Source organism: Ilumatobacteraceae bacterium (assembly GCA_033344875.1).
Classification (GTDB): domain Bacteria; phylum Actinomycetota; class Acidimicrobiia; order Acidimicrobiales; family Ilumatobacteraceae; genus Ilumatobacter.
This window is the reverse complement of record JAWPMO010000001.1, coordinates 1,333,679-1,359,662: the sequence shown is the minus strand read 5'-3', so window position 1 is coordinate 1,359,662 and position 25,984 is coordinate 1,333,679. Positions and strand designations below refer to the sequence as shown.

Sequence of the window (25,984 nt, the reverse complement as noted above, 5' to 3'; positions counted from 1 at the left end):
ACTGTTCTCCGTACAGGTGTTCGGGTGGTCGATCCACCGGGCGCCGACCTCGTCGAATGAGTTGGGAGTTCCTTCGAGATGAACGCAACGATGACCACAACGATGACCACGGCGATGAACGTGGAGCCGACGTTCGGGGCGCAGACCGCCCCGAGGCGTCCGGCGACCGCCCGCACCTATCAGCGGCGGCGGGCCGTCGTCGGCGGCCTGCTGGCCGTCGTGGTCGCCGTCGGGCTCGTGGTCACCCACGACGTGTTGGCCGGCTCCGGTGGCGAACCTGCCTCCGCCGCCGCGAGTCGGCCAACACCGGCTCGATCGACCGTCACGGCGCAGCCGGGCGACACGTTGTGGTCGATCGCACAGGCCCATCGGGGTGACGTGTCGGTCCACCGGTACGTCGACAAGCTGGTCGATCTCAATGGCGGCGCCTCGATCCAGGCCGGCCAGCAGGTCGTGTTGCCCTGAGTCGGCTCCGGTGCCGTTCGCGTCGCCGGCCGGCGACTCAGTAGCCTGGCGCCGTGCATTGTCCCGTCTGTCGTGCCGACGACACCAAGGTGGTCGATTCGCGGCTCGCCCAGGAAGGTGCGTCGGTCCGCCGACGCCGGCAGTGTGTGTCGTGTACCCATCGGTTCACGACGTTCGAGCGGGTCGAGGAAGTGCCGCTCGTCATCGTGAAGTCGACCGGAGCGACCGAACTGTTCGACCGGTCCAAGATCGTCCACGGGGTTCGCTCGGCGGCCAAGGGTCGTTCGGTCGACGACGAGGCGATCGAACGGTTGGCGGTCGAGGTCGAAGACGAGATCCGTCTGGCCGGTGGGGGAGAGGTCTCGTCGAGTCGGGTCGGCCTCGCCGTGCTCGAACGTCTTCGTGGACTCGATGAGGTCGCGTATCTGCGGTTCGCCTCGGTCTACAAGAACTTCGACGCCGCGTCCGACTTCCAGAGCGAACTCGAGCTGCTCAGCAAGCTCGGAGCCAACGGCTGAACACGAATCCTTCGTCGTCGGCGAGGAGATGGGCGAGGGCGTAGTCGCGCATCGCCTCGTCGGCCCCGGCCGTGAGCCGGGGCCCCACGCCGCCAACCAGATGCGGCGACAGGGTGAGGTCGAGTTCGTCGATGACGTCGGCGTCGAGCAGGCTGGCGTTGAACCGGGCGCCGCCTTCGGCCTGGACGTAGCGGACGCCCGGCGTCACCTCGTCGAGTCGGCCGAGTGCGGTCGCGATGTCGACCTGGTCGCGGCCGGCGCGCAGCACGTCGACCCGAGAGTCGTCGATCTCGGTCCGCTCGCTGGTGATCACGAAGCCGGCGCCACTCGTGAACAGTGCGCTGTCGAGATCGACGCTGCCGCGATTGGTGACCACGCCGATCCGTTGGCCGGGCTTCTTCGGGGGGCCGTACCCCTCACCGCTCACCGTGCCGGCGCCGACCAACAGCAGGTCGGCCAGGCTCCGGAGCGTGAGCAGGATCTCGAGGTCGTTCGCGTTCCCGAGCGTGCCCGAGGTGCCGCCGACGGCGATCGACCCGTCGAGGCTGGTCACCATGCAGAGCCCGACCCAGGGGCGGTCGGACCGTTCGGGGCGTTCGACGTCGTAGGCGGCTCGGACCGAGATCGCGGCCGCCGGATGGGGGAGCAGACGCCGCAGCGTCGGTGGTGCGGTCGTCGGCGCCGTCATGGCGTCGATCTTGGCAGGTTGTGGGTAAGTCGACCGATGTCCACAGGGCAAGTCACAGAAACTCCTTCGAATTCACACGGTTGTCCCCTTCCGTTCCACAAGGAGGTGTCCGTATGGTGGGCGTCCGTGCCGGGAGGTGGCGCGACACACGGACGAACATGTGGAAGACGGCCGGAAGTTGGACGCGTTGGGGGCGAACCGGCAACCGACCACCTGGAGCTCGGAGCTCTGAACCTGTGTGTCGCGCTGCCCACGGTGCGAATCGAAATGGATGCCGTGAGGCTCGCGTCGCGGCTGGTCAGGGGATTGTTTCGATCCAACGGCCGCCAACCGTTGACATCGCTGTAACTACAGTGGTGTAATACGCAGCCCTCCCCGAGTGCACACAACCTGTTGTGGCTCCCGGGGCGGGTACGGGGGAAACCCAACAACATCTTGTGTCGCCGTCGCCGGCGCCACGGTTGCTCGTCACTTCGGAAGGAATCACTTATGTCTCTGGCGCCTGAACGGCTGTCCGCCACCGGTCGGATCGGTCTCCGTCGGCTCTTCACCTCGCCTGGTGTCGACCCGTACGACGAGGTCGTGTGGGAGCGCCGTGACGCACGGATCACCAACTGGAAAGACGGCACGGTCGCCTTCGAACAGCTCGACGTCGAGTTCCCGGCGTCGTGGTCGGTCAACGCCACGAACATCGTCACCCAGAAGTACTTCCGGGGCACGCTCGGCACGCCCGAGCGCGAGAGCTCGTTGCGGCAGGTCATCGATCGGGTCGTCGACACGATCGTCACCTGGGGCCGCGAGGGCGACTACTTCGCCGACGCCGACGAAGAGCAGGCCTTCAGCGACGAGCTGAAGTACATCCTGGTGACGCAGCGGGCAGCGTTCAACAGCCCGGTGTGGTTCAACATCGGCGTCAAGGACGTCCCCCAGCAGGCGAGCGCCTGCTTCATCCTGTCGGTCGACGACAAGATGAGTTCGATCCTGAACTGGTACCGCGAAGAGGGCGTCATCTTCAAGGGTGGTTCGGGCTCGGGTGTGAACCTGTCGAAGATCCGGTCCAGCGTCGAGCTGCTCGAGGGCGGCGGCACCGCGTCGGGTCCGGTCAGCTTCATGCGCGGCGCCGACTCGTCGGCCGGCACCATCAAGTCGGGTGGCAAGACCCGCCGTGCGGCCAAGATGGTCATCCTCGACGTCGACCACCCCGATGTCGAAGAGTTCATCTGGTGCAAGGTCAAAGAGGAGCGCAAGGCTCGTGTGCTGCGCGACAACGGCTTCGACATGGACCTCGACGGCGCCGACTCGTACTCGATCCAGTACCAGAACGCCAACAACTCGGTGCGGGTCACCGACGAGTTCATGCAGGCCGTCGTCGACGACGCCGATTGGGGCATGAAGGCCGTCACCACCGGCGAGGTCGTCAAGACCGTCCGTGCCCGTGACCTCTGGCGTCAGATCGCCCAGGCCTCGTGGGAGTGCGCCGACCCCGGCCTCCAGTTCGACACGACGATCAACAAGTGGCACACCGCCCACAACACGGGCCGCATCAACGGTTCGAACCCGTGCTCGGAGTACATGCACCTCGACAACTCGGCGTGCAACCTGGCGTCGATCAACCTGCTGAAGTACCTCGACCTCAACGCCGACAACGGTTCCGACAGCTTCGACGTCGACGGCTACATGCACACGATCGAGACCGTCTTCACCGCCCAGGAGATCCTGGTCGGTCGCGCCGACTACCCGACGCCCGAGATCGGCGAGACGAGCCGCAAGTTCCGTCAGCTCGGCATCGGGTACGCCAACCTCGGCGCACTGCTCATGGCGCTCGGTCACGCCTACGACTCGGCCGAGGGCCGGGCCTGGGCCGGTGCGCTCACGTCGCTCATGACCGGCCACGCCTATGCCACCAGCGCCAAGACCGCGGCCCGCCTCGGTCCGTTCGAGGGCTTCGAGGCCAACGAGGAGCACATGCTCCGAGTGCTCGGCATGCACCGTGACGCCAGCTACCAGATCGACAACGACGATGTCGTACCCGACGACCTGCTCTCTGCCGGTCAGCGGGCATGGGAGAACGCCGTGCGCGACGGCCAGGAGCACGGCGTCCGCAACAGCCAGGCCTCGGTCCTGGCGCCGACCGGCACGATCGGTCTGATGATGGACTGCGACACGACCGGCATCGAGCCCGACCTCGGCCTGGTCAAGATGAAGAAGTTGGTCGGCGGCGGCACGATGTCGATCGTCAACCAGACGATCCCGCGGGCGCTGCGCCGGCTGGGCTACGACGCCCAGCAGGTCGACGACATCATCGCCTACATCGACGAGCAGAAGTCGATCCTGGGTGCACCGCACCTCGCTGCCGAGCACGTGTCGGTGTTCGCCTGCTCCATGGGCGACAACACGATCCACTACGAGGGCCACGTCCGGATGATGGGTGCGGTGCAGCCGTTCCTGTCGGGCGCCATCTCCAAGACGGTCAACATGCCCGAAGAGGCGTCGATCGAAGACGTCGAGGAGCTGCACCAGCTCAGCTGGGAACTCGGGCTCAAGGCCGTCGCCGTCTACCGCGACAACTGCAAGGTCGGCCAGCCGCTCTCGACCGCCAAGAAGGAGGGTGCGAGCGACGGTGTCGCCGCCACCACCGAAGTCGTCGAGAAGATCGTCGAGAAGATCGTCCACAAGCCGATCCGCCAGAAGCTGCCGCGGACGCGCACGTCGAAGACGTTCGAGTTCCGGGTCGCCGACCTCAAGGGCTTCGCCACCATCGGTGAGTACGAGAACGGTCAGCCGGGCGAGGTGTGGTTGACGGTGTCGAAGCAGGGCTCGACCCTGTCGGGCATCATGGATGCGCTCGCCAAGTCGATCAGCCACGGCCTCCAGTACGGCGTGCCCCTGCGGGCCTACGTCGAGGCGTTCACGAACATGAAGTTCGAGCCGGCCGGTATGACCGACGATCCCGACGTCCGGTTCGCCGGATCGATCGTCGACTACCTGGTGCGTCGCATGGCGCTCGAGTACATGAGCTACGACGAGCGCGCCGAACTCGGCATCTTCACCATCGCCGAGCGCACGCAGCCGACCCTGCCCGGAGTCGAGGAGCAGGTGACGGAGACGACCAACGGTTCCGAGATCATTCCCGATCCGGCCAGCATCCCGTCGGTCGACGAGCTCGTGGCCGGCATGGAGTCGGGAGCCCTGGCGCCCACGGTCGAGGACAACACCCCGGCCCGCGGCATCACCGGTTCGAAGCCGATCGACGCGCCGATGTGCATGCAGTGCGGCGTGCACATGGTGCGGGCCGGCAGCTGCCACGCCTGCCCGTCGTGCGGCAGCACCAGCGGCTGCAGCTGACCCGTCACCCACGCTGACGACGGCCCCGGGGTTCGCCCCGGGGCCGTTGCGCGTCCGGGCGCGGGACGAATTCCCCTGGTCGCCGAACACGTCGGTCCGTACCGTTGGACGTGTCGGCGAGGTGTCGTCGATCCAACCGAGGGAGGTACTGAGATGCGCGCGTTGCGACTCATGGACTGGAAGTCGGAACCCGAACTGGTCGAGGTCGACAAACCGACGCCCGGCCCGGGCGAGGTGGTGGTCAAGGTCGGCGGTGCGGGCGCCTGTCACTCCGACCTGCACCTGATGCACGACTTCGAAGGTGGGATGCTGCCCTGGTCACCACCGTTCACACTGGGCCACGAGAACGCCGGGTGGGTCGATTCGATCGGCGACGGCGTCACGATGGTCGCGGAGGGTGACGCCGTCGCCGTCTACGGCCCGTGGGGGTGCGGCACGTGCCCGCGCTGCCGGTTGGGCATCGAGATCTACTGCGAGAACCCGGCCGACGCCCCGGTACCGGGAGGCGGCGGCGGGCTCGGACTCGATGGCGGTATGGCCGACTATCTCCTCGTTCCGGCCGAGCGACTGCTCGTCCCGTTGCCGACGGGGCTCTCACCGGCTGTCGCGGCGCCGCTGACCGACGCCGGCCTGACGCCGTACCACGCGGTGCGTCGGTCGTGGCCGAAGATGACGCCCGACTCGCACGTCGTCGTGATCGGTGTCGGCGGCCTGGGCCACCTCGGGGTGCAGCTCGTGAGGGCGACGACCTCGGCGACGGTGATCGCCGTCGACCTCAAGGCGGATGCGTTGGAGCTCGCCACGCAGCACGGCGCCGATCACGCGGTCATGTCGGATGAGCACGCCGCCGAGACGATCCGGGAGATCACCGGTGGCCTCGGTGCCGACGTCATCCTCGATTTCGTCGGTGCCCAATCGACCCTCGAACTCGCCCAGGCGGCCTCGCGCCCGCTCGGCGACATCACCCTGGTGGGGATCGCCGGTGGAGCGGTGCCGTTCTCGTTCTTCTCGCAGCCGTACGAGGTGAGCATGCAGACCACCTACTGGGGAACACGTCCCGAGTTGGTGGAGTTGCTGAACCTGGCGGCTCGCGGCCTGGTGAGTGTCGAGTCGACGACGTATTCCCTCGACGACGGCGCACAGGCGTACCGCGATCTCGCCGCCGGACGGGTGCTGGGTCGCGCCGTCATCGTCCCCGAGTCGTGACCGAACCCGGCCACCTGCCCGTGAGCGCCGCCGGTGCAGCTCAGGGGCGGGTGTCGCCGCCCGGGCGAACGAGGCCCGATTCGTAGGCGGCGATGACCGCTTGCACCCGGTCGCGGACTCCCAGCTTCATCAGGACGCGGCTGACATGGGTCTTCACGGTGGTCTCGCCGAGGAAGAGGGCGGTGGCGATCTCCTGGTTGGAGTGACCTCGGGCCATCAGTGACAGCACCTCGGTCTCGCGTTCGGTGAGGTCGTCGAGCCCCGGCGTCGGCGTGTACGACGTCGTCTCGCTGGTGAAACGCTCGATGAGACTGCGGGTGACCGACGGCGCCAGCAGGGCGTCGCCGCTCGCCACGACCCGGACCGCCTTGATCAGGTCGTCAGCGGGCGTGTCCTTCAGGAGGAACCCGCTGGCGCCGGCCGTCACGGCGTCGTACACGTACTCGTCGAGGTCGAACGTGGTGAGGATCAGGACCCGTGTGCGGCAATCGACGTCGTCGAGCAACTCGCGTGTGGCCGCGATGCCGTCCATCTCCGGCATCCGGATGTCCATCAGGATCACGTCCGGGCGGACGCGGCGGCACAGCTCGACCGCCTCGCGACCGTCCGCTGCGGCGCCGACGACATCGATGTCGTCTTCCGACCCGAGGATGAGGGCGAAGCCCGTGCGGACCAGCTCTTGGTCGTCGGCGATCGCGACTCGGAGGTTCATCGACGTGTCCGGCTCGGCTGATGGTCGTACGGGATGGTGGCGGCGACGCGGAAGCCGCCGCCGGGCCGCGGGCCGACACGGAAGTCGCCGCCGTAGAGCTCGACACGTTCACGCATGCCGACGAGTCCGTGGCCGGTGGCATGGCTGAGGTCGCGCTCGCTGGCGCCGATGCCGTCGTCGGTCACCTCGAGGCGGATGTCGTCCGACCGGTACTGCACTCGCACCATGGCCCGGGCGGATCCGCCTGCGTGTTTGATGACGTTGGTGAGCGCCTCCTGAGCGATTCGGTAGGCGGCCATCTCCTGGCCGACCGACTGGCTCGACGGTTCGCCGTCGATCCTCAGTTCGGTCGGGATCCCCGAGTCGCTGCATTGCTGTACGACGTGGTGGAGGTCGTGCACGGTCGGCTGGGGTGCGAGGTCGAGTGCAGCCGGGTGCGCTTCTCGGAGCAGATCGAGCATGCGCCGCATCTCGGTCAGGGCCTCGCGACCGGCGCTCTGGATGTGCTGGAGCGCCTTGCGGGCGCCGTCGGGGTCGGCATCCACGATGCGTTCGGCTGCGCCCGCCTGCACCACCATCACGCTCATCCCGTGAGCGACGACGTCATGGAGATCGCGAGCGATCCGGGCTCGTTCCTCGCGGATCGCCTCGCGGGCCATTAGGCTCCGCTCGGTCTCGGCACGTACCGCCCGCTGCTCGAGTTCGGCGAGGCGCAGCCGCCGATCGTGGACGACCTCGCCGGCGATCGCGGCGGTGATGTGCAGCGCCGCGATGCCGAGCACGGCGGCCGCCGGCAGATCATCGTTCGGGCTCAGGACCCCGAGCACTGCGATCACCGAGACGAAACCGACGACCGCCCCGACGACCCTCCAGACCTTCCGCCGGTCGCCCCCGCCGTGTGCGGTCGCCGCGTACACGGCGAGCAGCGTGAACACGTCGAAGTTGGTGGCGTAGTCGGCGACCCAGAACGCGACCGTGAACACCGAGACCGCGACGACGCTCAGGAGCGGGGCCCGGCGGCGGTACGCGAACGACACGGTCTGTCCGGCGACGAGCATCACCGCGAGCGGATCGGCCGCTCGCTCGGATCCCTGCGGCTCGGCGGCGACCAGGCCCAGCACGGTGAACAGGCCGACGACGACGGCGATGACGACGTCGACCCGGAAGGGGTGCTCGGCGCCCCAACGGCCGAGCCGTGCTGGCATCGCGAACGTCACGGGGCTCACGGTATCCCGAGCGCGTCGGCGGAGGATCGATCGCAGGGATGATCGGTCGTCGTCCGCGAGGACGAAAATCGGCCGGGTGTTGTTGTCGACGGGCCCCTCCGGTGCGACGCTGTGGGCATGGCGCTGCGCGACACGAACATCGAGCGAATGCGTGACGGACTGTTCGACGTGCTCGTCGTCGGTGCCGGCATCAACGGTGCGGTGTCGTCGGCGGCACTCGCCGGTCGCGGTGCGTCGGTGGCGCTCGTCGACCGAGGCGACTTCGGCAGCTTCACGAGTCAGGAGTCGTCGAACCTGGTCTGGGGTGGCTTCAAGTACCTCGAGAACTACGAGTTGCCGCTGGTGTTCGGGCTCTGCCGTTCACGCAACCGCCTCATGAAGGCGTACCCCGACAACATCAAGGAGATCGGCTTCCTCGCCGCGCTCGACCGATCGGCACCGTACCGGCCGTGGTTCGCCGCACTGGGCGCAGCCGCCTACTGGGCGATCGGACTGTTCGGCACCAAGCCGCCGAAGTTGTTCGATGCCGAGGCGATCAAAGCCGAGGAGCCGGCGATCGACACCACGACGGTCCGTGGCGGGATCCAGTACCAGGACGGCTACCTGATCGACAACGACTCACGCTTCGTCTTCTCGTTCGTCCGTTCGGCGATCGAGGCCGGCGCCGCCGTCGCGAACTACGTCGAGTTGGTGTCGGCCGAGCGGGTGGTCACCTCGCAGGGGACCCGTTGGGTCGCGCACCTGCGCGACGTCGACTCGGGCGAGGAGTTCACCACGTCGGCGCGCACGATCGTCAACGCGGCCGGTCCGTTCGTCGACGGCCTCAACGACCGGTGGGGCAACCGCACCGACCATCGGATCGTGTACTCCAAGGGCATCCATCTCGTCGTGCCCAGGCTGACCACGACCGAACACGAGCGGGTGCTCGCCTTCTTCGACGACACCGGGCGCCTGTTCTACGTGATCCCGATGGGGCGTCGATCGGTGATCGGAACCACCGACACGCGGATCGACACACCCTTCACCGCCGTCGACGACGACGATCGGACCTTCCTGCTCGAGCAGATCAACGCCCGTCTCGACCTCGACACGCCGCTGACCACCTCCGACATCATCGCCGAGCGGTCAGGAGTCCGGCCGCTCGTGGTCAAGACGTCCGGTGGTGATCAGACCGACACCGACTGGACGTCGCTCAGCCGCAAGCACGAGATCGAATGCGACGACGACCTCGGGATCGTCACGATCTTCGGCGGCAAGCTCACCGACTGCCTGAACGTCGGCGAAGAGGTCGCCGCCGAGATCGAGCACCTCGGCATCCCGCTCGAGAAGGATCTCGAGAACTGGTTCGGCGAGCCGGCCGCGGCAACGCGCGCCGAGTTCTTCCGACAGGCGAAGCTGATGAAGCTCGACCTGTTGCGCACCAAGCCCGACACCGAGCCGCTGTCCGACCGACTGTGGCGTCGTTACGGTCGGCGGGCGTTCGACCTGTTGGAGTCGATCCGGGCCGATCCGGCCATGGGTGAGGACATCATGGGGTCGGCCGACTATCTGCGCGCCGAGCTGTACACGGCCGCCGAGCACGAGATGATCGTGACGCTCGACGACTTCATGCGCCGTCGCTCGAAGATCGACCTCGTGGTGCACGACGACGACATTCACGACGGTCCCGGGCTGCGTGAGGTCGCCCAGATCCTGTTCGGCGACGATGCCGAACGACGCCTCGCCGACTACGTCGCGAACAAGCCGCGGGTCGGCGGCCCGGTCGTCTGATCCTGAGCCACTCGAACCGCATCAGTCGTCCCGGCTGTCGTGCACCCGTTCCGGCGCCGTCGGGGTCAGACCGGCGTCGTGCTCCTCGGTCAGTTCGGCCTGCACGTCGATGATCAGTTGCGCTGCGGCGAGCGTGTAGATGCACATGCGCCCCTCGTCGAGGTCGACGAGCGCGAGGTTCGTCGCCGTCTGCCCCTCGAGGTGGTTGAGGTTCGACGTCGGGATGTTGTCGACGTCGTCGAAGTCGTCGCACGATCCGACGGTCACGAAGCCCGGGGCTGCGGTCTCGGTGGCGGTGATGGCGATCGCTGCACCGGGGGCCTCCGTGCCGAGGTCGACCTCGATGACGGTGTGAGCTTCGGGGCGATCATCGCACCAGGTGTCGGTGCACTCGCGTGTGTCGAGTACCCGCCGTGGTTGGTCGAGGGCCCACCCGTACCCGGTCTCGGGATCGAGCGCGCCGAGCTCGTCGACGAGCACGTGCGCCTCGGTGAGCGCGTAGACGCAACTGCCGAAGTCGCTCCCGGCGATCAGGGCGAGGTTCGAACGGGCGGCGTCGTCGAGGTAGTTGAGGTTGGAGAACGTGGCGCCGTCGCCGATGCCGTCACAGGCGCCGGCCTGGAGGAACCCGGGCCCGCTGCCGTCGACGACCGCGAGGTTGGCGATCCGTGGCCGGTCGTCCTCGGTGGGCACCGCATGGACCGAGCCGTCGGGCACCGGTCCGGTGACGCATTCCTGGAGCGGCTGACAGCTGCCGTCGGTGCGGGTATCGGTGAGGCGGGTCGGGGACGAGGGTTCGAACCAGAGCGGCTCACCGTCGGCCCCGATGGAGCCGAGCACGTCGACGATGCTGTGCACGTCGGTCGAGCGGTACACGCAGAAGCGTCCGGCCTCGTCGACGGGAACGACGGCCATCACGGCTCGGGAGTCGCCGGCCGCGAAGGTGAGCGCCGAGGTGGTCCGATCGCCCGAACGGGCCTCGCAGTCCTCGGTGGTCAGGAACCCCGGTCCGGCCGCCTCGGTCGCCGTCAGGTTGACCATGACGGCGGTGGCGCCCTCGGGTGCACCGGTGTCGATCGGCAGGCGCCAGTCGGCTTCGGGGCGGCCTGACCGGTTGCAGACCTCCTGTTCCTCGCCGTCGTCGTCGATCACGAGGAAGCAGCTCGACCGGGGGTCGTTGCGGAGATTGAACTCGGCGATCGCTCGTGCCTGCTCGACCGTGCCCCGGAACTCGAAGTGCGGCGGGTCGCGGTAGACGTTGTCGCGTTCGGTGTCGGTGTCGGCGCACCCGCTGTTCCAGCCGTATCCGCCCCAGTACAGACCCCACTTCTCGCCGGTCTCGATGACCCACTTCGGCAGGTCGGTGACCATGGGGGTCTGGCAGGCGGTCACCCCGTCCTGGCGTGAGTAACTGCGGATCGGGTTCGTGCCGGCGTTCATGTCGATCGCCAGACCCCACGCGTGGTTGGAGAGGTCGCCGGGATCACCGGACGGGCAGCTCCAGCCGCCGTTGCCACTGGTGCAGCGGAACCCGTAGCCGCTCGCATCCCGGACGCGGTAACCGTTGGCGGCGATGTCACGGAGAAATCCCTCGAACAAGACCTGGGCCTCGACGTGGGTCTCGAGGCGGCCGGCCGCGAGCGTCGCCACGGGTTCGCTGTTGTCGGTGATGCGTTCGGCTTCCCACTGTTCGAGCGCTTCCGAACCGTTGTAGCGGTAGCCGTTCCACGACCATCCCTCGCCGACTCCGGGCGCCGGGGGCTGACCCCAGCCGGTCTCCGCCGGGTCGTGGTAGAAGGCGATCAGGCAGTGGGCGACGTCGCCCGAGTCGGCCTCGTCCTGGGTGCAACGCTCCGGCGTCGACGGCAGCGCCCAGGGCGTGTCGTCGAGCGCCTGGGCGGCGGGGGTCGCCGCGGTGGCGACGACCGTCGAGCCGAGTACGACAGCAGTGATCAGCAGTGATCGGATCATGGTTCTGTGGGTTTCCTCGCATCGCCGCCGGCGGTCCGTAACGTAACCGTAACATCAACGGCGTCACTACTGTCTCGGCAGATCGCGGCTCCGGCTTGAGATCCGACGTCGTGCTGGTCACAGCGCCGGTGATCGCGCACCCCATCGGTAGGGTCGGCGCCGTGATCGCATGTGTGTACTGCGGGGGAGAGCACGAGCGCCCCGCCGACGTCAAGCAGTGCTGGGCCGATCACCAGGACGCGCCGACGGCGGCACGTGCCGAGGAGTCGGCACCACGGAGCGGCACCTCCGCGGCCGGTCCAGCGCCGGCATCCGGGTCGCCGTCATCCGGCTCTCGGGCGTCGTCTCGGCCGCAGCGCGTGCCGGCGGCCGCCGCCGAGCCCGCTGCGGTCGAGGTGCCGCTGCGCCGGGGCCCGGCCGCGCTGGGCCGCCATGTCGTGGTGCCGGCCGGGCAGGAGCCGCCGGCCGATTGGGCCGACTGCCGCCGGATCGATGCCACGGCGCCCGATTCGTCGCTGATCGACACACTGCGTGCGGCCGTCGGCGGGCGCGAGAGCCTGGTCATCTCGATCTCCGACGATCCGGCATTCGACGAGATGCCGGCATCCGTCGACGATCGTGAGCCGCATGCGGTCGGGGTCGGCCATGAGTTCATGGCCGAAACACTCCACCATCTGCTGTGGTCGAACTCGATCGACGCCCGCCACGGGCAGCATGGTCGGTGGCGCCTGATCGACCGGGCCTGCGCGTTGGGCGCCTCGGTCGTCGCCCACGGTGGAGTCGGCGACGTGCTGACACCCGACGGGCGAACGGTGTGGCTCGACGGTGGTCCGGTGCGGTTCACCGCCCCGGTCGACGCCGTCGACGTGGTGCCGGGGGTGCAGGTCGAGCACGGTGGGTTCGCCTCGCCGATCGACAACGACAGCGACGCCGAACTCGCACCCGACCAGCTCGCCGCCGTCACCCACTCCGGTGGGGCGGCCCGCATCATCGCACCGGCCGGCTCGGGCAAGACACGGGTGCTGACCGAGCGCGCACGACACCTGCTCACCCGCTGGAACGTCCCGCCCACCTCGCTGACGCTCGTCGCCTTCAACAAACGGGCACAAGAAGAGATGCAGGCGCGCACGACCGATCTGCCGGGCCTCCACGTGCGAACCCTCAACGCGATCGCGCTGGCCATCGTCAACGGCTCGGCACCGTTCGCCGCACAGCAACGTCGCTGGCGCACCATCGACGAGCCCGACGTGCGTCGCATCCTCGGCAAGCTCGTGCAGTCGCCCCGCAAGCTCAACATCGACCCGCTCGCACCGTGGATCGACGCCCTGAGCCTGGTCCGGCTCGGGCTCGTCGCCCCGTTCGAGGCCGAAGCCCGCTACGGCGGCGACGTCGACGGCCTGGCCGAGGTGTGGCCCGGGTATCGGGCGGCGCTCGAGCGCGACGGCGCCGTCGACTTCGACGATCAGATCTACCGCGCGATCGAGGTGCTGCTCACGCAGCCCGAAGCTCGGCGCGCCGCACAGCGGGCCTGCCGGGTGCTGCTGGTCGACGAGTTCCAGGATCTGACGCCCGCGCACCTGCTGCTGATCCGGTTGCTCGGTGCGCCCGGCGGTGCGGTCTTCGGCGTGGGCGACGACGACCAGACCATCTACGGCTACAACGGCGCCGACCCCGCCTGGTTGATCGAGTTCGACCGTTGGTTCCCGGGAGCCGAGTCGCACCCGCTCGAGGTCAACTACCGCTGCCCGGCCGGCGTCGTCGAGATCGCCGACCGGCTCCTCCGCCACAATCGCCGCCGTGTCGACAAGACGATCCGGGCGGCGTCGTCGCTCGCCGGCGGGTGGAACGCGGTGTCGTCCGACGACCCGGTCTCGGCGTCGGTCGACGCCGTCCGTTCGGCGATCGACGGCGGGGCGGCGCCGGGCGACATCGCCGTGCTCGCCCGGGTCAACGCCACGCTCGTCCCCGTCCAGGTCGCGCTCAGCGCGGCCGGGGTGCCGATCTCGGGAGGCGTGGGTGGCGACTACGTCGAGCGCACGGCGGTGCGAGCGGCGTTGGCCTGGCTGCGCCTGGCACGCGGCACGGGGTTCTCGGCGTCCGACATCGGCGAGGCGCTCCGTCGCCCGTCGCGGGGCCTGAGCCCGCGGCTGCGCGACTGGGCGGGTGAGCAGACCGATCTCGCGGGGCTCGAACGTCTCGCCGCCCGGCTGACCAACGAGCGCGACGCCACCAAGATCACCGACTTCACCGTCGACCTGTCTCGGATGGCGGGCCTCGTCCGGCGCAAGGCGTCGACGAGCGAGGTCCTCGACGTGCTCATCGACCGGCTCGGCCTCGGCGGTGCCGTCGCTACCCTCGACCAGGGTCGGCAGGGCATGAACCGGTCAGCGCAGGGCGACGATCTGCTCGCACTCCGCCAACTCGCCCTGCTGCAGCCCGAGGTCGCCTCGTTCGAGCGGTGGCTCCGCGATCACCTGATGGTCCGTCGTGACCCGGCGGGTGTCGTGTTGAGCACGGTGCACCGGGTCAAGGGCCAGGAGTGGCCCCACGTCGTCGCTCACCTGGCCGACGTCGACCAGTATCCCCACCGGTTGGCCGACGACGTCGAGGAGGAGCGGCGGTTGCTGCACGTGGCGATCACGCGCTGCCGGGAGTTCGTCACCGTCGTCAGTGGCCGGACACCGAGTCCGTTCGTCGCCGAGTTCACGACCGAGCCGCCCGAACACCCGCCCGAACCGCCGCCACGCACACCGGTTCGTTCTTCGAGTTCGGCGACCAAGCGTGACGCGCCCGATCATCCGCTGCTCGATCGGACGCTGGTCATGGCGGTCCCCGGCACCGTGCTGGTCGACCAGGGACACGAATGGGTCGTGACCGAACTCGAACCCGAGTCGGCGGTCGCCGTCCGCGACGGCTCCGTTCGTCGCTTTCGTCTCGGGAGCAAGGTCGAGACGGCGGGCAAGCAGCGCGGCAAGCTGGGTGCTCGACCCGGTGACGTGGCCGAAGCGAGCGCCCTCGTGTTCGATCGATTGCGGTCGTTCCGCGACCGGGCCCGCGATGGCAAGCCGGCCTACACCGTGTTCGACGACAAGACCCTCGTCGGGATCGCGACCGCGCTGCCGGTCGACCTCGCCGACCTCGGCCGGGTCAAGGGCGTCGGCCCCGCCAAGCTCGAGCAGTACGGCGACGACGTGATCGCGCTGGTGGCAGACGTTCTGTCAGCCACCTGACCTGCGACAATGCCAGTGATGTCCGTCCAGGATCGACTCCCTCGCTCGGTGGTTGGCGTCGCGGCGCGTCCGTGGTTCGCGTACGCCGCGTGCGGGCTGCTCGGTCTGGTGCTTCGTGTCCTGTGGGTGTGGTGGGTCGATCGCGACGGCTTCGTGCTCAACGACGCGATGCTCTACAACGCGAACGCCGTGGCGATCAACGAGGGCCTGGGCTTCCGTCCGCCGCAGGGTGGCCCGTCGGCGCAGTGGCCTCCGGGGTACTCGACGATCCTCGCCGGCCTCTACTGGCTGTTCGGGATCAACCCGTTCTGGGGTGAGCTCTTCAACGCCGTGGTCGGCGCGGCCACGGTCGTCCTGCTGATGCTGCTGATCGAGCGGGTCGTCGACCGACGAGCGGCGATCGTGGGCGGGTTGATGCTCGCCGTGCTGCCGGGGCCGATCCTGTGGACCGATCTGCTGGTGACCGAGACGCTCTACACGGCGATGTTCGTACTGCTCCTGCTCGTGCTCGCGCACGCCACGCCCACGTGGCGGTGGATGGTCGCGATCGGTGCGGTGATCGGTCTCGGTGCGCTCGTGCGCGGCGAGGCGCTCACGTGGGCGCTGCTGCCGATCGTGCTGTTCTGGCGTGATCTGCCCAAGTTCGAACTCTTCAAGAAGCTGGTGATCTCCGGCGTGGTCGCCGCCGCCTGCCTCGCGCCCTGGACGATCCGCAACGCGATCGTGATGGACGCGTTCGTCCCGGTCGCCACCAACGCCAGCGCCACGCTGTGGTCGGGCCACCATGCGGGGGCCACGGGTGGGCAGACCTACCCGCCCGAGTCGTACTACCAGCAGTTCGACCAGGAGCCGCCGCTGCGCGAGTTGCAGTCCGGCAAGGCATTGCGCAACGACGCGATCGAGTACATGTTCACGCACCCGGTGCACGAACTCCAGTTGATCCCCCTCAAGCTGATCCACCTGAACCGCGGCGATTCGTTCGCGCTCGACTGGGTCAACGACGCGCCGCGGGAGGCGCCGATCGCCCCGATCAACGTCGAGCGGATCGGCGTGCTCGCCGACACCGGGTACTACGGACTGCTGACCCTCTTCGTGCTGGGCGCGATCGTGCTCGGCCGGCGTTTCTGGGCGACGCGCATCGGCCGCGTGTTCGCCGCGACGTTCCTGACCGCGTTGTTCCTCTACGGCTTCCTGTACTACGGCAACTATCGGTACCGATTGCCCTACGAACCGCTGATGGTCCTCGTCGCATCGACGTTCCTCACCCGCGTCTGGACGGCGCGCCGGGTCGTCTCGGCGACAACTGTCTGAACGTTGCCGGAACGACCTGCGCGCGGCCCGCGGTCCAGGTACGGTCAATGACGTGAACTCCGACTACCTGTTGCTCGAGCGCCCGTCGTGGCGTGGCGTGTTGCACAGCTGGGCGTTCTTCGCGTCGATACCCGCCGGAGTGCTCCTGATCGTGTTCGCGAGCAGTGCAGCCGGACGGGCAGCTGCGTCGATCTACACCGCGACGTTGCTCCTCGTGTTCGGCACCTCGGCCTCGTACCACCGGCTCGCGCAATCGCTGCGGGCTCGCCGGATCATGCAGCGGCTCGACCACTCGATGATCTACCTGCTGATCGCCGGCACCTATGCGCCACTGTGCCTCGTCGCCCTGCCGTTGGCCTGGGGCATCCCGCTGTTGGCGGCGGTGACCGCGATCGGGATCACGGGGATCGTCATCAAGATCGCCGGGATTCGACGCCTACAGGGGCTCGGCTACGCCCTCTACCCGATCATGGGCTGGGCGGCCGTCGTCGCGGCGCCGGCGCTCGCGGACTCGCTCACCGGCCTCCAGCTTGCGCTGATCGTGGGCGGCGGCATCGCCTACACGGTCGGTTTCCCGGTGCTGCTGCTCAAGCGACCCGATCCCTGGCCGCGCTCGTTCGGGTACCACGAGGTCTGGCACGGCTTCACGGTGCTGGCCGCGATGTTGCACTTCGGCGCGGTCGCCAGCGTGGTCGCCTGACCCGCCACCCGTGACGCTGTTCGACCGCTACGTGGTCGTCGACTGGAGCGCGGCGTCGCGCCCCACGACCGGCGCCGACTCGATCTGGGTGGCCGTGCTCGACGGGGCCGGGTCGCCCGAACTGGTGAACCCGCCGACCCGGTCGGCGGCTCGAACCCTGCTGGTGCGTGACCCCGATCGCCGGACCCTGCTCGCCGTCGATGCGTCCCTGGGGTACCCGACCGGCTCCGCGGCGTGGTTCGGCCTCGACGGGCGGCCGCCCTGGCGGGCGATGTGGGGGATCATCTCGCAGTTGCTGATCGACGGTGACGACAACCGCAACAACCGCTTCGAGGTGGCCGAGGCGCTCAATCGGCTCGGCGGTGTCGGCGACGTCGGTCGTGACAGCACCGTCGCCGGACCGTTCTGGGGGCGCCCCGCCAGCCGCGACCTCGCCCACCTGGCGCCGACCAAGCCGGACTCGTTCCCGGTCGGCGAGTTCCGCGCCTGTGAGTCGATGATGCGCGATCGCGGACTGCGCCCGGCGAGCGGATGGCAGTTGCTCGGCGCGGGCAGCGTCGGTTCGCAGACCCTGACGTTGCTGCCGGTGCTCGACGCCCTGCTCGCCGGCGGTGGCGTCGAGGTGTGGCCGTTCACGACCGGACCGACGGCGCGACCGATCGCACCCGGTGAACTGCTCGTTGCCGAGACCTGGCCCACGATGTTCGCGGTCGACGTGCCGGTCGGCACGGTTCGCGATGCGGCCCAGGTCGCAGCGGTGAGCGTTGCGCTCCGTGACGCCGACCACGACGGCGAACTCAACGGGTGGTTCGAGATCGATGTGGACGGGCCGGGGACGAGCGCGGTCGTCGGCGAAGAGGGATGGATCCTCGGGCCGCCGCACATCGCCGGTCGGCGAGTGCGATACTGCGGCTCGGGCGGCTGAGCACGCTGGACATCACATGATCGAACCTCGAAATCTCCGTCAACACGCGCGCCGTCGAACGATCGTCGGGGCCCTCACCGCGACGCTGCTGTTGGCGGCGTGCAGCGGCGGTGAGGACGCCGCTCCGAGCACCACCGTCGACCCGACCACCACGGCGTCGACGACGCTTCCCGATCCGACGACCACGGCGTCGACCACGACGACGACCGTGCGGTCCACCACCACGACGGTCGCGCCGACCACGACCTTGCCGCCGATCCCACGTCAGCCGCTCACCGGTGCGCCGCTCGCCGACGGCGAGGAACCGATCGGTCGGCCGGCGCTCGCGGTCAAGATCGACAACCAGTCCCCGGCACGTCGCAACCATCGCGGGCTCGCGGTCGCCGACATCGTGTTCGAGGAGATCGTCGAAGGTGACATCACGCGCTTCGCAGCGGTGTTCCACAGTCAGGGATCCGAGCAGGTCGGCCCGATCAGATCGGGACGTTCGCAAGACGTCGACCTGCTCACGTCGTTCGACCACCCGCTGTTCGCCTGGAGTGGCGGCAACCCGGGCGTCGAGCGGCTGATCGCCGAGTCGGCGCTGACCGACCTGAACTGGCAGAAGGGTGGCCAGGGCTACTACCGGGGCCCCGGTTCTGCACCGCACAACCTCTACAACGGCACCGAGACCCTGTGGTCGCAGACGCCGGACGATCTCCTCGGCGTCGCTCCCCAGCAGCAGTTCGAGTACCTCCGACCGACGAAGAGCTTCCAGGGCGACCCGGTCTCGTCGTTCGACCTGGCGATGCGCGGCATCGACGTCGAGTGGACGTGGGACGCGGATGCGGCCCGGTTCCTCCGATCACAGGAGGGCGCACCCCACGACGACGTGCTGCATGGCCGAATCGGCGCCACCAACGTGATCGTGATGGTCGTCGAGTACCTGCCGAGCCAGATCGACGCCCGGAGCCCCGAGGCGCAGACGGTCGGCAACGGCCCGGCCTACGTGTTCAGCAACGGTGCCGTGCGCCGGGCACGCTGGGTGCGCGACGACAGCGCGAACCCGATTCGCCTGCTCAACGAGAACGGCAAGACGTTCGGGCTGACCCCGGGCAACACGTGGATCGAGCTCGCCGAGGCCGTTGCCTCGGACGACGTCGCCAACCCGGACGTCGAGCTCATCGTGCACCCGGCCGACTGACGGCGGTACCGATGGCACCGATGGTGTGGGTCAGCCGTCGACGGTCCAGGTGCCGTTGCTGCGCAGCAACGCCTCGAGGTCGCCGGGGCCCTTGGCCTCGGATGCGGCGGCCAGCTGTGCGCCGACCGAACCGGCGAACTCGGGCCGTTCGACCTGCCGGAACACGCCGAACGGTGTGGGGGAGTGGTCGTCGCTGTTGAGGCGGGCGAGTGCGAATGCCAATGACGGGTACGGGTGGTGGACGTCGTGGACGAGGATCCGCTCGATGCCGACATCGGCGACGTCGACGAGACGGAGATGGCCGTCTTCGGCCATCATCACGCCGCGGCGGTGGTCTTCGCCGAACAGGATCGGCTCGCCGTGCACCAGATCGATCATCATCTCGTCGCGCACGCTGCGCTTGGTGATGTCGTTGAACTGGCCGTCGTTGAACACGTTGCAGTTCTGGTAGATCTCGACGAACGCGGCGCCCTGGTGATCGTGGGCGGCGCGGAACGTCTCCATCATGTGCTTGCGGTCGAGGTCGTGCGTGCGGGCGACGAACGTCGCCTCGGCACCGAGTGCGACCGACAGCGGGTTGAACGGTTGGTCGATCGAACCGAACGGCGTCGACTTGGTGACCTTGCCGACCTCGGAGGTCGGTGAGTACTGGCCCTTGGTGAGCCCGTAGATCCGGTTGTTGAACATCAGGATCGTCAGGTTGACATTGCGGCGGAGCGCGTGGATCAGGTGGTTGCCGCCGATCGACAGGCCGTCACCGTCGCCGGTGATCACCCAGACGTCGAGGTCGGGTCGGGCGACGGCGACGCCGGTGGCGATCGCCGGCGCGCGGCCGTGGATCGAGTGCATGCCGTACGTGTTCATGTAGTACGGGAAACGGCTCGAACACCCGATGCCCGACACGAACACCGTGTTGTGCGGGTCGACGCCCAGATCGGGCATCAACTGCTGGACCGCCTGCAGGATGCCGTAGTCGCCGCACCCCGGGCACCAGCGCACCTCCTGGTCGCTCGCCCAGTCCTTCTTGGTGGTCAGGGTGACCGCTGCGTCGCTCATGATGTTGCGCCTCCTTGGCGTGCGTCGTCGATGGCGGCTTCGATCTCCCGAGCCGTGAACGGGAGGCCGGCGACCTTGCCGACCGAGATCGCGTCGATCAGGTACTTGCCACGGATGATGTTGCAGAGTTGCCCGCTGTTGAGTTCGGGAACGATCACGGTTCGGAACTGTTCGAGCTTCTCGCCGAGGTCGTGGGGGAGCGGGTTGACGTTGGTGAGGTGGATCCAGGCCAGCTTGTTGCCGGTTCGACGCTGACGCTGCATCGCCGAGTCGATCGCCGCCCAGGTCGACCCCCAGCCGAGCAGACAGATGTCGGCGTCGGGGTCACCGTGGATCTCGAGCTCGGTGTAGTCGTCGGCGACCTTGTCGACCTTGGCCTGGCGGAGCTCGGTCATCTTGGCGTGGTTTTCGGGCCCGTAGTTGATGTTCCCGGAACCGTCGAGCTTCTCGATGCCGCCGACGCGGTGCATCAGGCCGGGCGTGCCGGGGATCGCCCAGGGCCTGGCCAGGTTCTCGTCACGGAGGTAGGGCCAGAAGTCGGGCTCGCCGTCGTCGTCGGTGTGGTTGAACTCGGTCGCGAACGGGACGGAGATGTCGGGCAGCGTGGAGATGTCGGGCAGCAGCCAGGGCTCGGTGCCGTTGGCCACGTAGCCGTCGCTCAGCAGGATCACCGGTGTGCGGTACTTGAGCGCGATGCGGGCCGCCTCGATCGCAGCGTAGAAACACTGGGCGGGGCTGTGGCTGGCGACGATCGGCAGCGGTGACTCGCCGTGTCGTCCGTACATCGCGAGGTTGAGGTCGGATGCCTCGGTCTTGGTGGGCAGGCCGGTCGATGGGCCTCCACGTTGGATGTCGATGATCAGCAGCGGGAGTTCGATCGCGATCGCGAGCGAGATCGTCTCGCTCTTGAGCGCCACGCCGGGCCCGGAGGTGGTGGTCACCCCGAGGTGGCCGCTGAACGCGGCGCCCAGGGCGACGCCGACGGCGGCGATCTCGTCTTCGGCCTGAACGGTGCGGACCCCGAAGTGCTTGTGCTTGGACAGCTCGTGCAGGATGTCGCTCGCCGGCGTGATCGGGTACGAACCGAGCGTGACCGGGAGTTTCGACAGCTGGCCGGCGGCGATCAGGCCCCACGCGAGCGCGGTGTTGCCGCTGATGCTCGTGTACTCGCCCGGCGGCATCTGGGCGGGACGGACCTCGTAGCGGTGTCCGACGGCCTCGGTGGTCTCACCGAACGCGAACCCGGCCTTGAACGCTGCCTGGTTGGCGGCGACCACGAGTTCGTTCTTCTTGAACTTGCCGGCGATCCACTCCATGGTGGGCTCGGTCGGGCGGGTGTACATCCAGGAGACGAGGCCGAGGGCGAAGAAGTTCTTGGAGCGTTCGGCATCGCGTGGTTTCACGCCGAGCTCGCTGCAGACCTGCTTGGTGATCGAGGTCATCGGCACCCGGAGCACCCGGTAGTTGGCGACCGTGCCGTCGTCGAGCGGGTTGGCGTCGTAGTCGGCCTTCTCGAGATTGCGTTCGTCGAACGCGTCCTCGTTGACGATCAGCGTGCCGCCCATCTCGAGCCGATGGAGATCGGCTTTCAGCGCGGCGGGGTTCATCGCGACGAGCACGTTGGGTTCGTCACCCGGTGTCGTGATGTCGTGATCGGAGATCTGCACCTGGAACGCCGACACGCCGTTGACGGTGCCCTGCGGGGCCCGGATCTCGGCAGGGAAATCGGGAAACGTCGAGAGGTCGTTCCCGAACGCGGCGCTGACCGAGGTGAATCGGTCCCCGGTGAGCTGCATCCCGTCGCCGGAGTCGCCGGCGAAACGAACCACGAGCCGATCGAGGACTTCTGCCTCGTCCGCTCCCGACCGGTCGATCGTGTCGGTCATGTCATCTACCCCCTCATCCGGCGACATTGCCGGATGTTGCGTGTGTCGAAGGTCACCCTAGTCACCGTGTCGCGGATCATCCCGGTCAAGCGTCCCGCATCGCCGGGTCCTTCGACCCTGATCGCGCCCGACGGATTCGCCCGGCCGGGGTATTCGCCGAACGCCGGCGTCGTTCGTGGCAATCTCGGCGGATGAACTTCGCCGTCGCCCTCGTCGTCGGACTGGTCGCGGTCGGTGTACCGGCCGCCGCCATCGCGTACGTCTGGCTCACGACTCGACCACCGACGCCGTCCGTCGGACCGTCGTCGATCGACCTCGGTCCCGAGCCGCCCGCCATCGTCGATCTGCTCACCGGCGGGTTCGCCGTCGAGGACGACGCAGTGCCGGCGACCGCGGTCGATCTGGCGGCACGACGGTGGCTCGACATCGAGGAGACCGGCGGCGACGTCCGCATCCGGCTCCGGACCGGGCGCGACGAACTCACCACCTATGAGCAGCGCGTGCTGCGGCACATCGAGTCCAAGGCGAGCGAGGGTGTCGCCCCGGCGGCGGTGCTGACGCTCGGCCCGGAAGGAGCTTCGGAACGCTGGTGGAAGGGTTTCGTCCGCGAGGTCAATCGGCACGGTCGTGACCTGGGACTCTGCCGTCGCCGCTACCACGTGCGCCACATCGTCACGATGTGGGCGGCGGTGGCCTTCGGCTGGCTCGGCGCCGCCGTCATCGGGTTCCGGTGGCGAGGGTGGGACGAGGAACGGGCGTTGGACAGCGCGGTCGGATTCGTCACCACCGTCGCCGGCATCGGTGTGCTCGGGCTGTCGTACGTCGCAGGGCGTCTCACCCGTTCCGATGCGCAGGCGGAGACCGAGGCCGGCCTCGCAGCCGCCGCTCGGTGGCTCGGTGTCCGAGACCACCTGGCTGCCAGCGGTTCGTTCGAGCAGGCGCCGGCGGCCTCGGTCGCGATCTGGGAACGGAACCTGGCGTACGCGACGGCGATGGGTCTTGCGCCGGGGGTGCTGCGACAGTTGCCGTTCGAGACCGAGCACGATCGTCAGGCCTGGAGCCACGTCACGGGCCGTTGGCGGCGGGTGAAGGTCCGCTACCTGGCGCTGCGACCGGCGTGGGGTCAGGCGCCCTGGTCGACCGCACTCGGCGGGCTGATCCAGGCGGCAGTGATGGGGTTCTTCACCGTCGGTGCGTTCTTGGTGGCCGACAACGAGTTCGACCTGTCGGCGCTACCGGATTCGAGTCAGCGCACGATCCGACTGCTCGCACTCGGGGTGGCGGCGGTCGCTGCGATCGGGACCACGTTCGCGCTCGTCAAGGTCGTGCTCGGTGTGGCCGACCTGTTCCGTCGTCGGGTCGTGGAGGGCGAGGTCGTCCGCCGCCGCACGCTGCGGACGGGGCACCGGCTCCCGAAGGTGGTCCAATGGTTGATCTGGTCGCGACGTGACCAGAGCGGGATGCGGCGGGACCATCGGCGTCGCACCCGCTATCACCTCGCCGTCGACGACGGCACTCGCGACTCGATCGTCGCCCATCAGGTTCGGTCGAAGATCTACGCCGAGGCGCCCCAGGGTGCTCGCGTGCGGATGAAGGTGAGTCCGCTGCTCGGCTACGTCAGCGAGATCGAGATGTTGTCGCCGCCTCCACGTTCCGCCGAGGCGCCCGTCGCGCACGAACTGGTCGAGGACCTGACCGGCAAGGGTGGTGCCGCGATCGGGGCGGTCCTCGGGCAACTGGCCGACGTCGGCGAGCAGCGCCCCGAGGTGCGTGCCGCGATGCAGGAGGCGCTGGAGGAACGCGACGAGGACGGGCGCACACAGCGCGAGCGGCTCGACGAGGCGAGACGGCAGATGCAGCGGATGGGCGGGACGTCGGCGATCAAGGACTCGGCCGGCGGTTCGCTGATCGGCGGTCTGCTCGGCGGGCTCAGCGAGGCGATGGAGCAGTTCACGGAGGCGGCTGCCGACGACTCGGCCGCCGGCTCGGCCGACGACGAACCGGACTCCGACGACGTCGACCGGTGACGGCTACTTCGCCTCGGACCAGCGTCGGATCACGCTGACGTCGGCGACGAACCGCACGTCGGGTTCCGGCGACCAGCGGTAGGCGGCCTCGCCGAGGGCGTCGGTGAGGAGCGCGGCGGCGGCGTCGACGTGAGCATCGGGCACCTGCACGATGAGTTCGTCGTGCAGGCACAGGACCACGCGGGCACCGATCGCCGCACCCCGAGCCCGGACGAGGATCGCCCACACCTTGAAGAACTCCGCCGCCGCCCCCTGGATCAGCGCGTTGCGGGCGAACCGACCGCGGGCGGCTGCGACGCGCCGCGCCCGGTCGATGTCGCCGTCGATCGAGTCGTCGACCCACATGCGGACCCGGCGGCCGCCGATCGTGAAGACATCGTCGCCCCGCTGCCCGGCCGCGGCAGCGTCGGAGAGGAGTCCCATCGCACCGGGGTACTCGCGCTCGAGTCCACGCAGCGCGTGGGCCGACTCGCCGGTCGTCGCTCCGTACATCGCTCCGAGCACCGCGACCTTCGCGATCGGCCGTTCGACCCGGAGCCGGCGGGCGACCGGCTGATACAGGTCGTCGTCGGCGGTCGCGGCGATCAGCGCCCGGTCGCCGGACACGGCGGCGAGCACTCGCGGCTCGATCTGGCCGAGGTCGGCACGCACGAACCGGTGCCCCGGCTCGGCGGCGATGGCGGGACGCATCTCGGCGGGCAGGTTGTGCAGACCGGCCGACGCCGTCATGCGTCCGGCGGCGCCGTCGCTGCTGCTCCACGTGCCGATCAATCGTCCGTCGCGGACGTGCTCGTCGAGCCAGCGGTAGCCGTAGGTCGTCGCGATGCGTTCGGCCTTGCGCCACGTCAGCAGTGCCGGCACGAGCGGATGCGTGTCTCGATGCTGTTCGAGCCGCCATGCCCGGGTGTCGGGCACGTCGACCGCGATGCGACGAAGCATCGACTTGACCTCGGCGGGGTTGCGGAGGTCGACCCGTGGGCCTGGGTCGAGGTGTCGGAGCACCTCCTGGTCACGCTGTTCTCGGAGGCGGTCGTCGTGGGCGAGGTCGGTGGGGCGGGGTCCGACGGCCTCGCTGATGATCCGGATCGCCTCGGGTTGGTCGATCGGGAGTCCGTGCACCTCCAGCTCGGCGCACAGCAGTTCGGCGGCCGACTCGCTGTGCGCCGTCGAGATCGCCCGTTCGGGATCGGGGCGGTCGCCCAACCGCTCCTGTTGCCGAAGCGCCGTGCCCAACGCGAGTGCTGCCCAGCGCGCCAGACGTTCGGGGTCCCGTGCCCAACCCTCGCTGACCCACTCCGGCCGAAGGTGCCCGTCGGTGCGGACCGGGTCGTCGGGGTCGCCGCCCTCGTCGGCGTGGGAGCCGAGCAGGTCGAGTTGGCCCATGGTGGGCAGGCTGTCGCTCGGCAACCCGTGCATCCACGCCCAGCAGAGGGCGATCGACGTCCGCCACCCGCCGTGCAGCATTCGATGCACGGTGAGCACGTCCCAGCACCGGCCGATCTGTACGCCGCGGGCGGCGATGGCGTCGGAGGTCGCCCGGTCCCACCACACCCATCGGGGATGGAATCTCGTGTCGAGTTCGGCGATGGTCGCGACCGGATCGGCGTCGGCGACGCCGCGCCGGGCGTCGGCAACGGCGAGTCCGAGGCCGACGCCGGGTCGGAGCGCGACACCGACCCGGTCGCCCGGTGCGACCCGTTGCTCACGCAACCAGCCACCGATGTCGCCCGTGGTCGTCACGGCGCTCCGGCAGCCGCCGTTGGTT

At 68.9% G+C, this 25,984-nt stretch carries 18 protein-coding genes; 11 read left to right on the top strand and 7 right to left on the bottom strand.

Annotation, left to right across the window (positions count from 1 at the left end):
* Positions 1-90: 90 nt before the first annotated feature.
* On the top strand, positions 91-465 hold the full coding sequence (locus tag R8G01_06430; protein ID MDW3213611.1) for a LysM domain-containing protein: 375 nt from the start codon (positions 91-93) through the stop codon (positions 463-465).
* Between the two features lie 53 nt (positions 466-518).
* The gene (gene nrdR / locus R8G01_06425) at positions 519-983 is read left to right on the top strand and encodes a transcriptional regulator NrdR (protein MDW3213610.1); all 465 of its coding nucleotides are present in this window, start codon (positions 519-521) and stop codon (positions 981-983) included.
* Here the strand turns inward: nrdR and R8G01_06420 are convergent.
* Entirely contained in the window at positions 958-1,671 is a 714-nt protein-coding gene (locus R8G01_06420) for a dihydrofolate reductase family protein (protein MDW3213609.1), read from the bottom strand. The genes nrdR and R8G01_06420 overlap by 26 nt on opposite strands.
* A gap of 489 nt (positions 1,672-2,160) precedes the next feature.
* Between R8G01_06420 and R8G01_06415 the strand changes: the two genes are divergently transcribed.
* Entirely contained in the window at positions 2,161-5,016 is a 2,856-nt protein-coding gene (locus R8G01_06415; protein MDW3213608.1) for a vitamin B12-dependent ribonucleotide reductase, read from the top strand.
* 153 nt (positions 5,017-5,169) lie between these two features.
* Positions 5,170-6,222, top strand: coding sequence for an NAD(P)-dependent alcohol dehydrogenase (locus R8G01_06410; GenBank protein MDW3213607.1), 1,053 nt, complete (start codon positions 5,170-5,172; stop codon positions 6,220-6,222).
* A gap of 40 nt (positions 6,223-6,262) precedes the next feature.
* Here R8G01_06410 and R8G01_06405 read toward each other — a convergent pair whose 3' ends face one another.
* Complete coding sequence (locus R8G01_06405; protein MDW3213606.1) at positions 6,263-6,934, bottom strand: response regulator transcription factor; 672 nt, start codon at positions 6,932-6,934, stop codon at positions 6,263-6,265.
* Positions 6,931-8,151, bottom strand: a complete 1,221-nt coding sequence (locus R8G01_06400) for a sensor histidine kinase (protein MDW3213605.1) — start codon at positions 8,149-8,151, stop codon at positions 6,931-6,933. The genes R8G01_06405 and R8G01_06400 overlap by 4 nt, the downstream gene beginning before the upstream one ends.
* 126 nt (positions 8,152-8,277) lie before the next feature.
* Between R8G01_06400 and R8G01_06395 the strand changes: the two genes are divergently transcribed.
* Complete coding sequence (locus R8G01_06395) at positions 8,278-9,930, top strand: FAD-dependent oxidoreductase (protein ID MDW3213604.1); 1,653 nt, start codon at positions 8,278-8,280, stop codon at positions 9,928-9,930.
* A 21-nt stretch (positions 9,931-9,951) separates the two neighbouring features.
* On the opposite strand, the gene R8G01_06390 is transcribed toward R8G01_06395, so the two are convergent.
* Positions 9,952-11,901 carry a M15 family metallopeptidase gene (locus tag R8G01_06390; GenBank protein MDW3213603.1) on the bottom strand — a complete coding sequence of 650 codons (1,950 nt, stop codon included), beginning with the start codon at positions 11,899-11,901 and terminating at the stop codon, positions 9,952-9,954.
* 161 nt (positions 11,902-12,062) lie between these two features.
* Here R8G01_06390 and R8G01_06385 point away from each other — a divergent pair, with 161 nt between their 5' ends.
* From R8G01_06385 to R8G01_06365, 5 genes are read left to right on the top strand one after another with little or no spacing between them, the layout of a single operon-like run.
* A complete protein-coding gene (locus R8G01_06385) occupies positions 12,063-15,131 on the top strand; it encodes an ATP-dependent DNA helicase UvrD2 (GenBank protein MDW3213602.1) in 3,069 nt (1,022 codons plus the stop codon).
* Between the two features lie 18 nt (positions 15,132-15,149).
* Entirely contained in the window at positions 15,150-16,442 is a 1,293-nt protein-coding gene (locus R8G01_06380) for a glycosyltransferase family 39 protein (GenBank protein ID MDW3213601.1), read from the top strand.
* Between the two features lie 52 nt (positions 16,443-16,494).
* Complete coding sequence (locus R8G01_06375; protein MDW3213600.1) at positions 16,495-17,142, top strand: hemolysin III family protein; 648 nt, start codon at positions 16,495-16,497, stop codon at positions 17,140-17,142.
* Positions 17,143-17,152: 10 nt separating this feature from the next.
* The gene (locus tag R8G01_06370; GenBank protein ID MDW3213599.1) at positions 17,153-18,067 is read left to right on the top strand and encodes a hypothetical protein; all 915 of its coding nucleotides are present in this window, start codon (positions 17,153-17,155) and stop codon (positions 18,065-18,067) included.
* A gap of 16 nt (positions 18,068-18,083) precedes the next feature.
* Positions 18,084-19,250 carry a DUF3048 domain-containing protein gene (locus R8G01_06365; GenBank protein ID MDW3213598.1) on the top strand — a complete coding sequence of 389 codons (1,167 nt, stop codon included), beginning with the start codon at positions 18,084-18,086 and terminating at the stop codon, positions 19,248-19,250.
* Between the two features lie 30 nt (positions 19,251-19,280).
* Here R8G01_06365 and R8G01_06360 read toward each other — a convergent pair whose 3' ends face one another.
* Entirely contained in the window at positions 19,281-20,306 is a 1,026-nt protein-coding gene (locus R8G01_06360; GenBank protein MDW3213597.1) for a 2-oxoacid:ferredoxin oxidoreductase subunit beta, read from the bottom strand.
* Positions 20,303-22,192: a 2-oxoacid:acceptor oxidoreductase subunit alpha gene (locus R8G01_06355; protein ID MDW3213596.1), complete on the bottom strand. Its 1,890-nt coding sequence runs from the start codon at positions 22,190-22,192 to the stop codon at positions 20,303-20,305. Before R8G01_06355 ends, R8G01_06360 begins: the two co-directional genes overlap by 4 nt.
* Before the next feature lie 26 nt (positions 22,193-22,218).
* Here R8G01_06355 and R8G01_06350 point away from each other — a divergent pair, with 26 nt between their 5' ends.
* Positions 22,219-24,219 (top strand): DUF2207 domain-containing protein, encoded by a 2,001-nt coding sequence (locus R8G01_06350; protein ID MDW3213595.1) that lies wholly within the window; start codon positions 22,219-22,221, stop codon positions 24,217-24,219.
* 3 nt (positions 24,220-24,222) lie between these two features.
* On the opposite strand, the gene R8G01_06345 is transcribed toward R8G01_06350, so the two are convergent.
* Positions 24,223-25,959 (bottom strand): DNA polymerase, encoded by a 1,737-nt coding sequence (locus R8G01_06345; GenBank protein ID MDW3213594.1) that lies wholly within the window; start codon positions 25,957-25,959, stop codon positions 24,223-24,225.
* Positions 25,960-25,984 lie beyond the last annotated feature (25 nt).

Coding starts and splice junctions, on each gene's coding strand:
- R8G01_06380 (MDW3213601.1), top strand. CDS start 15,150: ATGTCCGTCCAGGATCGACTCCCTCGCTCGGTGGTTGGCGTCGCGGCG.
- R8G01_06360 (MDW3213597.1), bottom strand. CDS start 20,306: ATGAGCGACGCAGCGGTCACCCTGACCACCAAGAAGGACTGGGCGAGC.
- R8G01_06420 (MDW3213609.1), bottom strand. CDS start 1,671: ATGACGGCGCCGACGACCGCACCACCGACGCTGCGGCGTCTGCTCCCC.
- R8G01_06415 (MDW3213608.1), top strand. CDS start 2,161: ATGTCTCTGGCGCCTGAACGGCTGTCCGCCACCGGTCGGATCGGTCTC.
- R8G01_06405 (MDW3213606.1), bottom strand. CDS start 6,934: ATGAACCTCCGAGTCGCGATCGCCGACGACCAAGAGCTGGTCCGCACG.
- R8G01_06365 (MDW3213598.1), top strand. CDS start 18,084: ATGATCGAACCTCGAAATCTCCGTCAACACGCGCGCCGTCGAACGATC.
- R8G01_06355 (MDW3213596.1), bottom strand. CDS start 22,192: ATGACCGACACGATCGACCGGTCGGGAGCGGACGAGGCAGAAGTCCTC.
- R8G01_06395 (MDW3213604.1), top strand. CDS start 8,278: ATGGCGCTGCGCGACACGAACATCGAGCGAATGCGTGACGGACTGTTC.
- R8G01_06410 (MDW3213607.1), top strand. CDS start 5,170: ATGCGCGCGTTGCGACTCATGGACTGGAAGTCGGAACCCGAACTGGTC.
- R8G01_06390 (MDW3213603.1), bottom strand. CDS start 11,901: ATGATCCGATCACTGCTGATCACTGCTGTCGTACTCGGCTCGACGGTC.
- R8G01_06430 (MDW3213611.1), top strand. CDS start 91: ATGACCACAACGATGACCACGGCGATGAACGTGGAGCCGACGTTCGGG.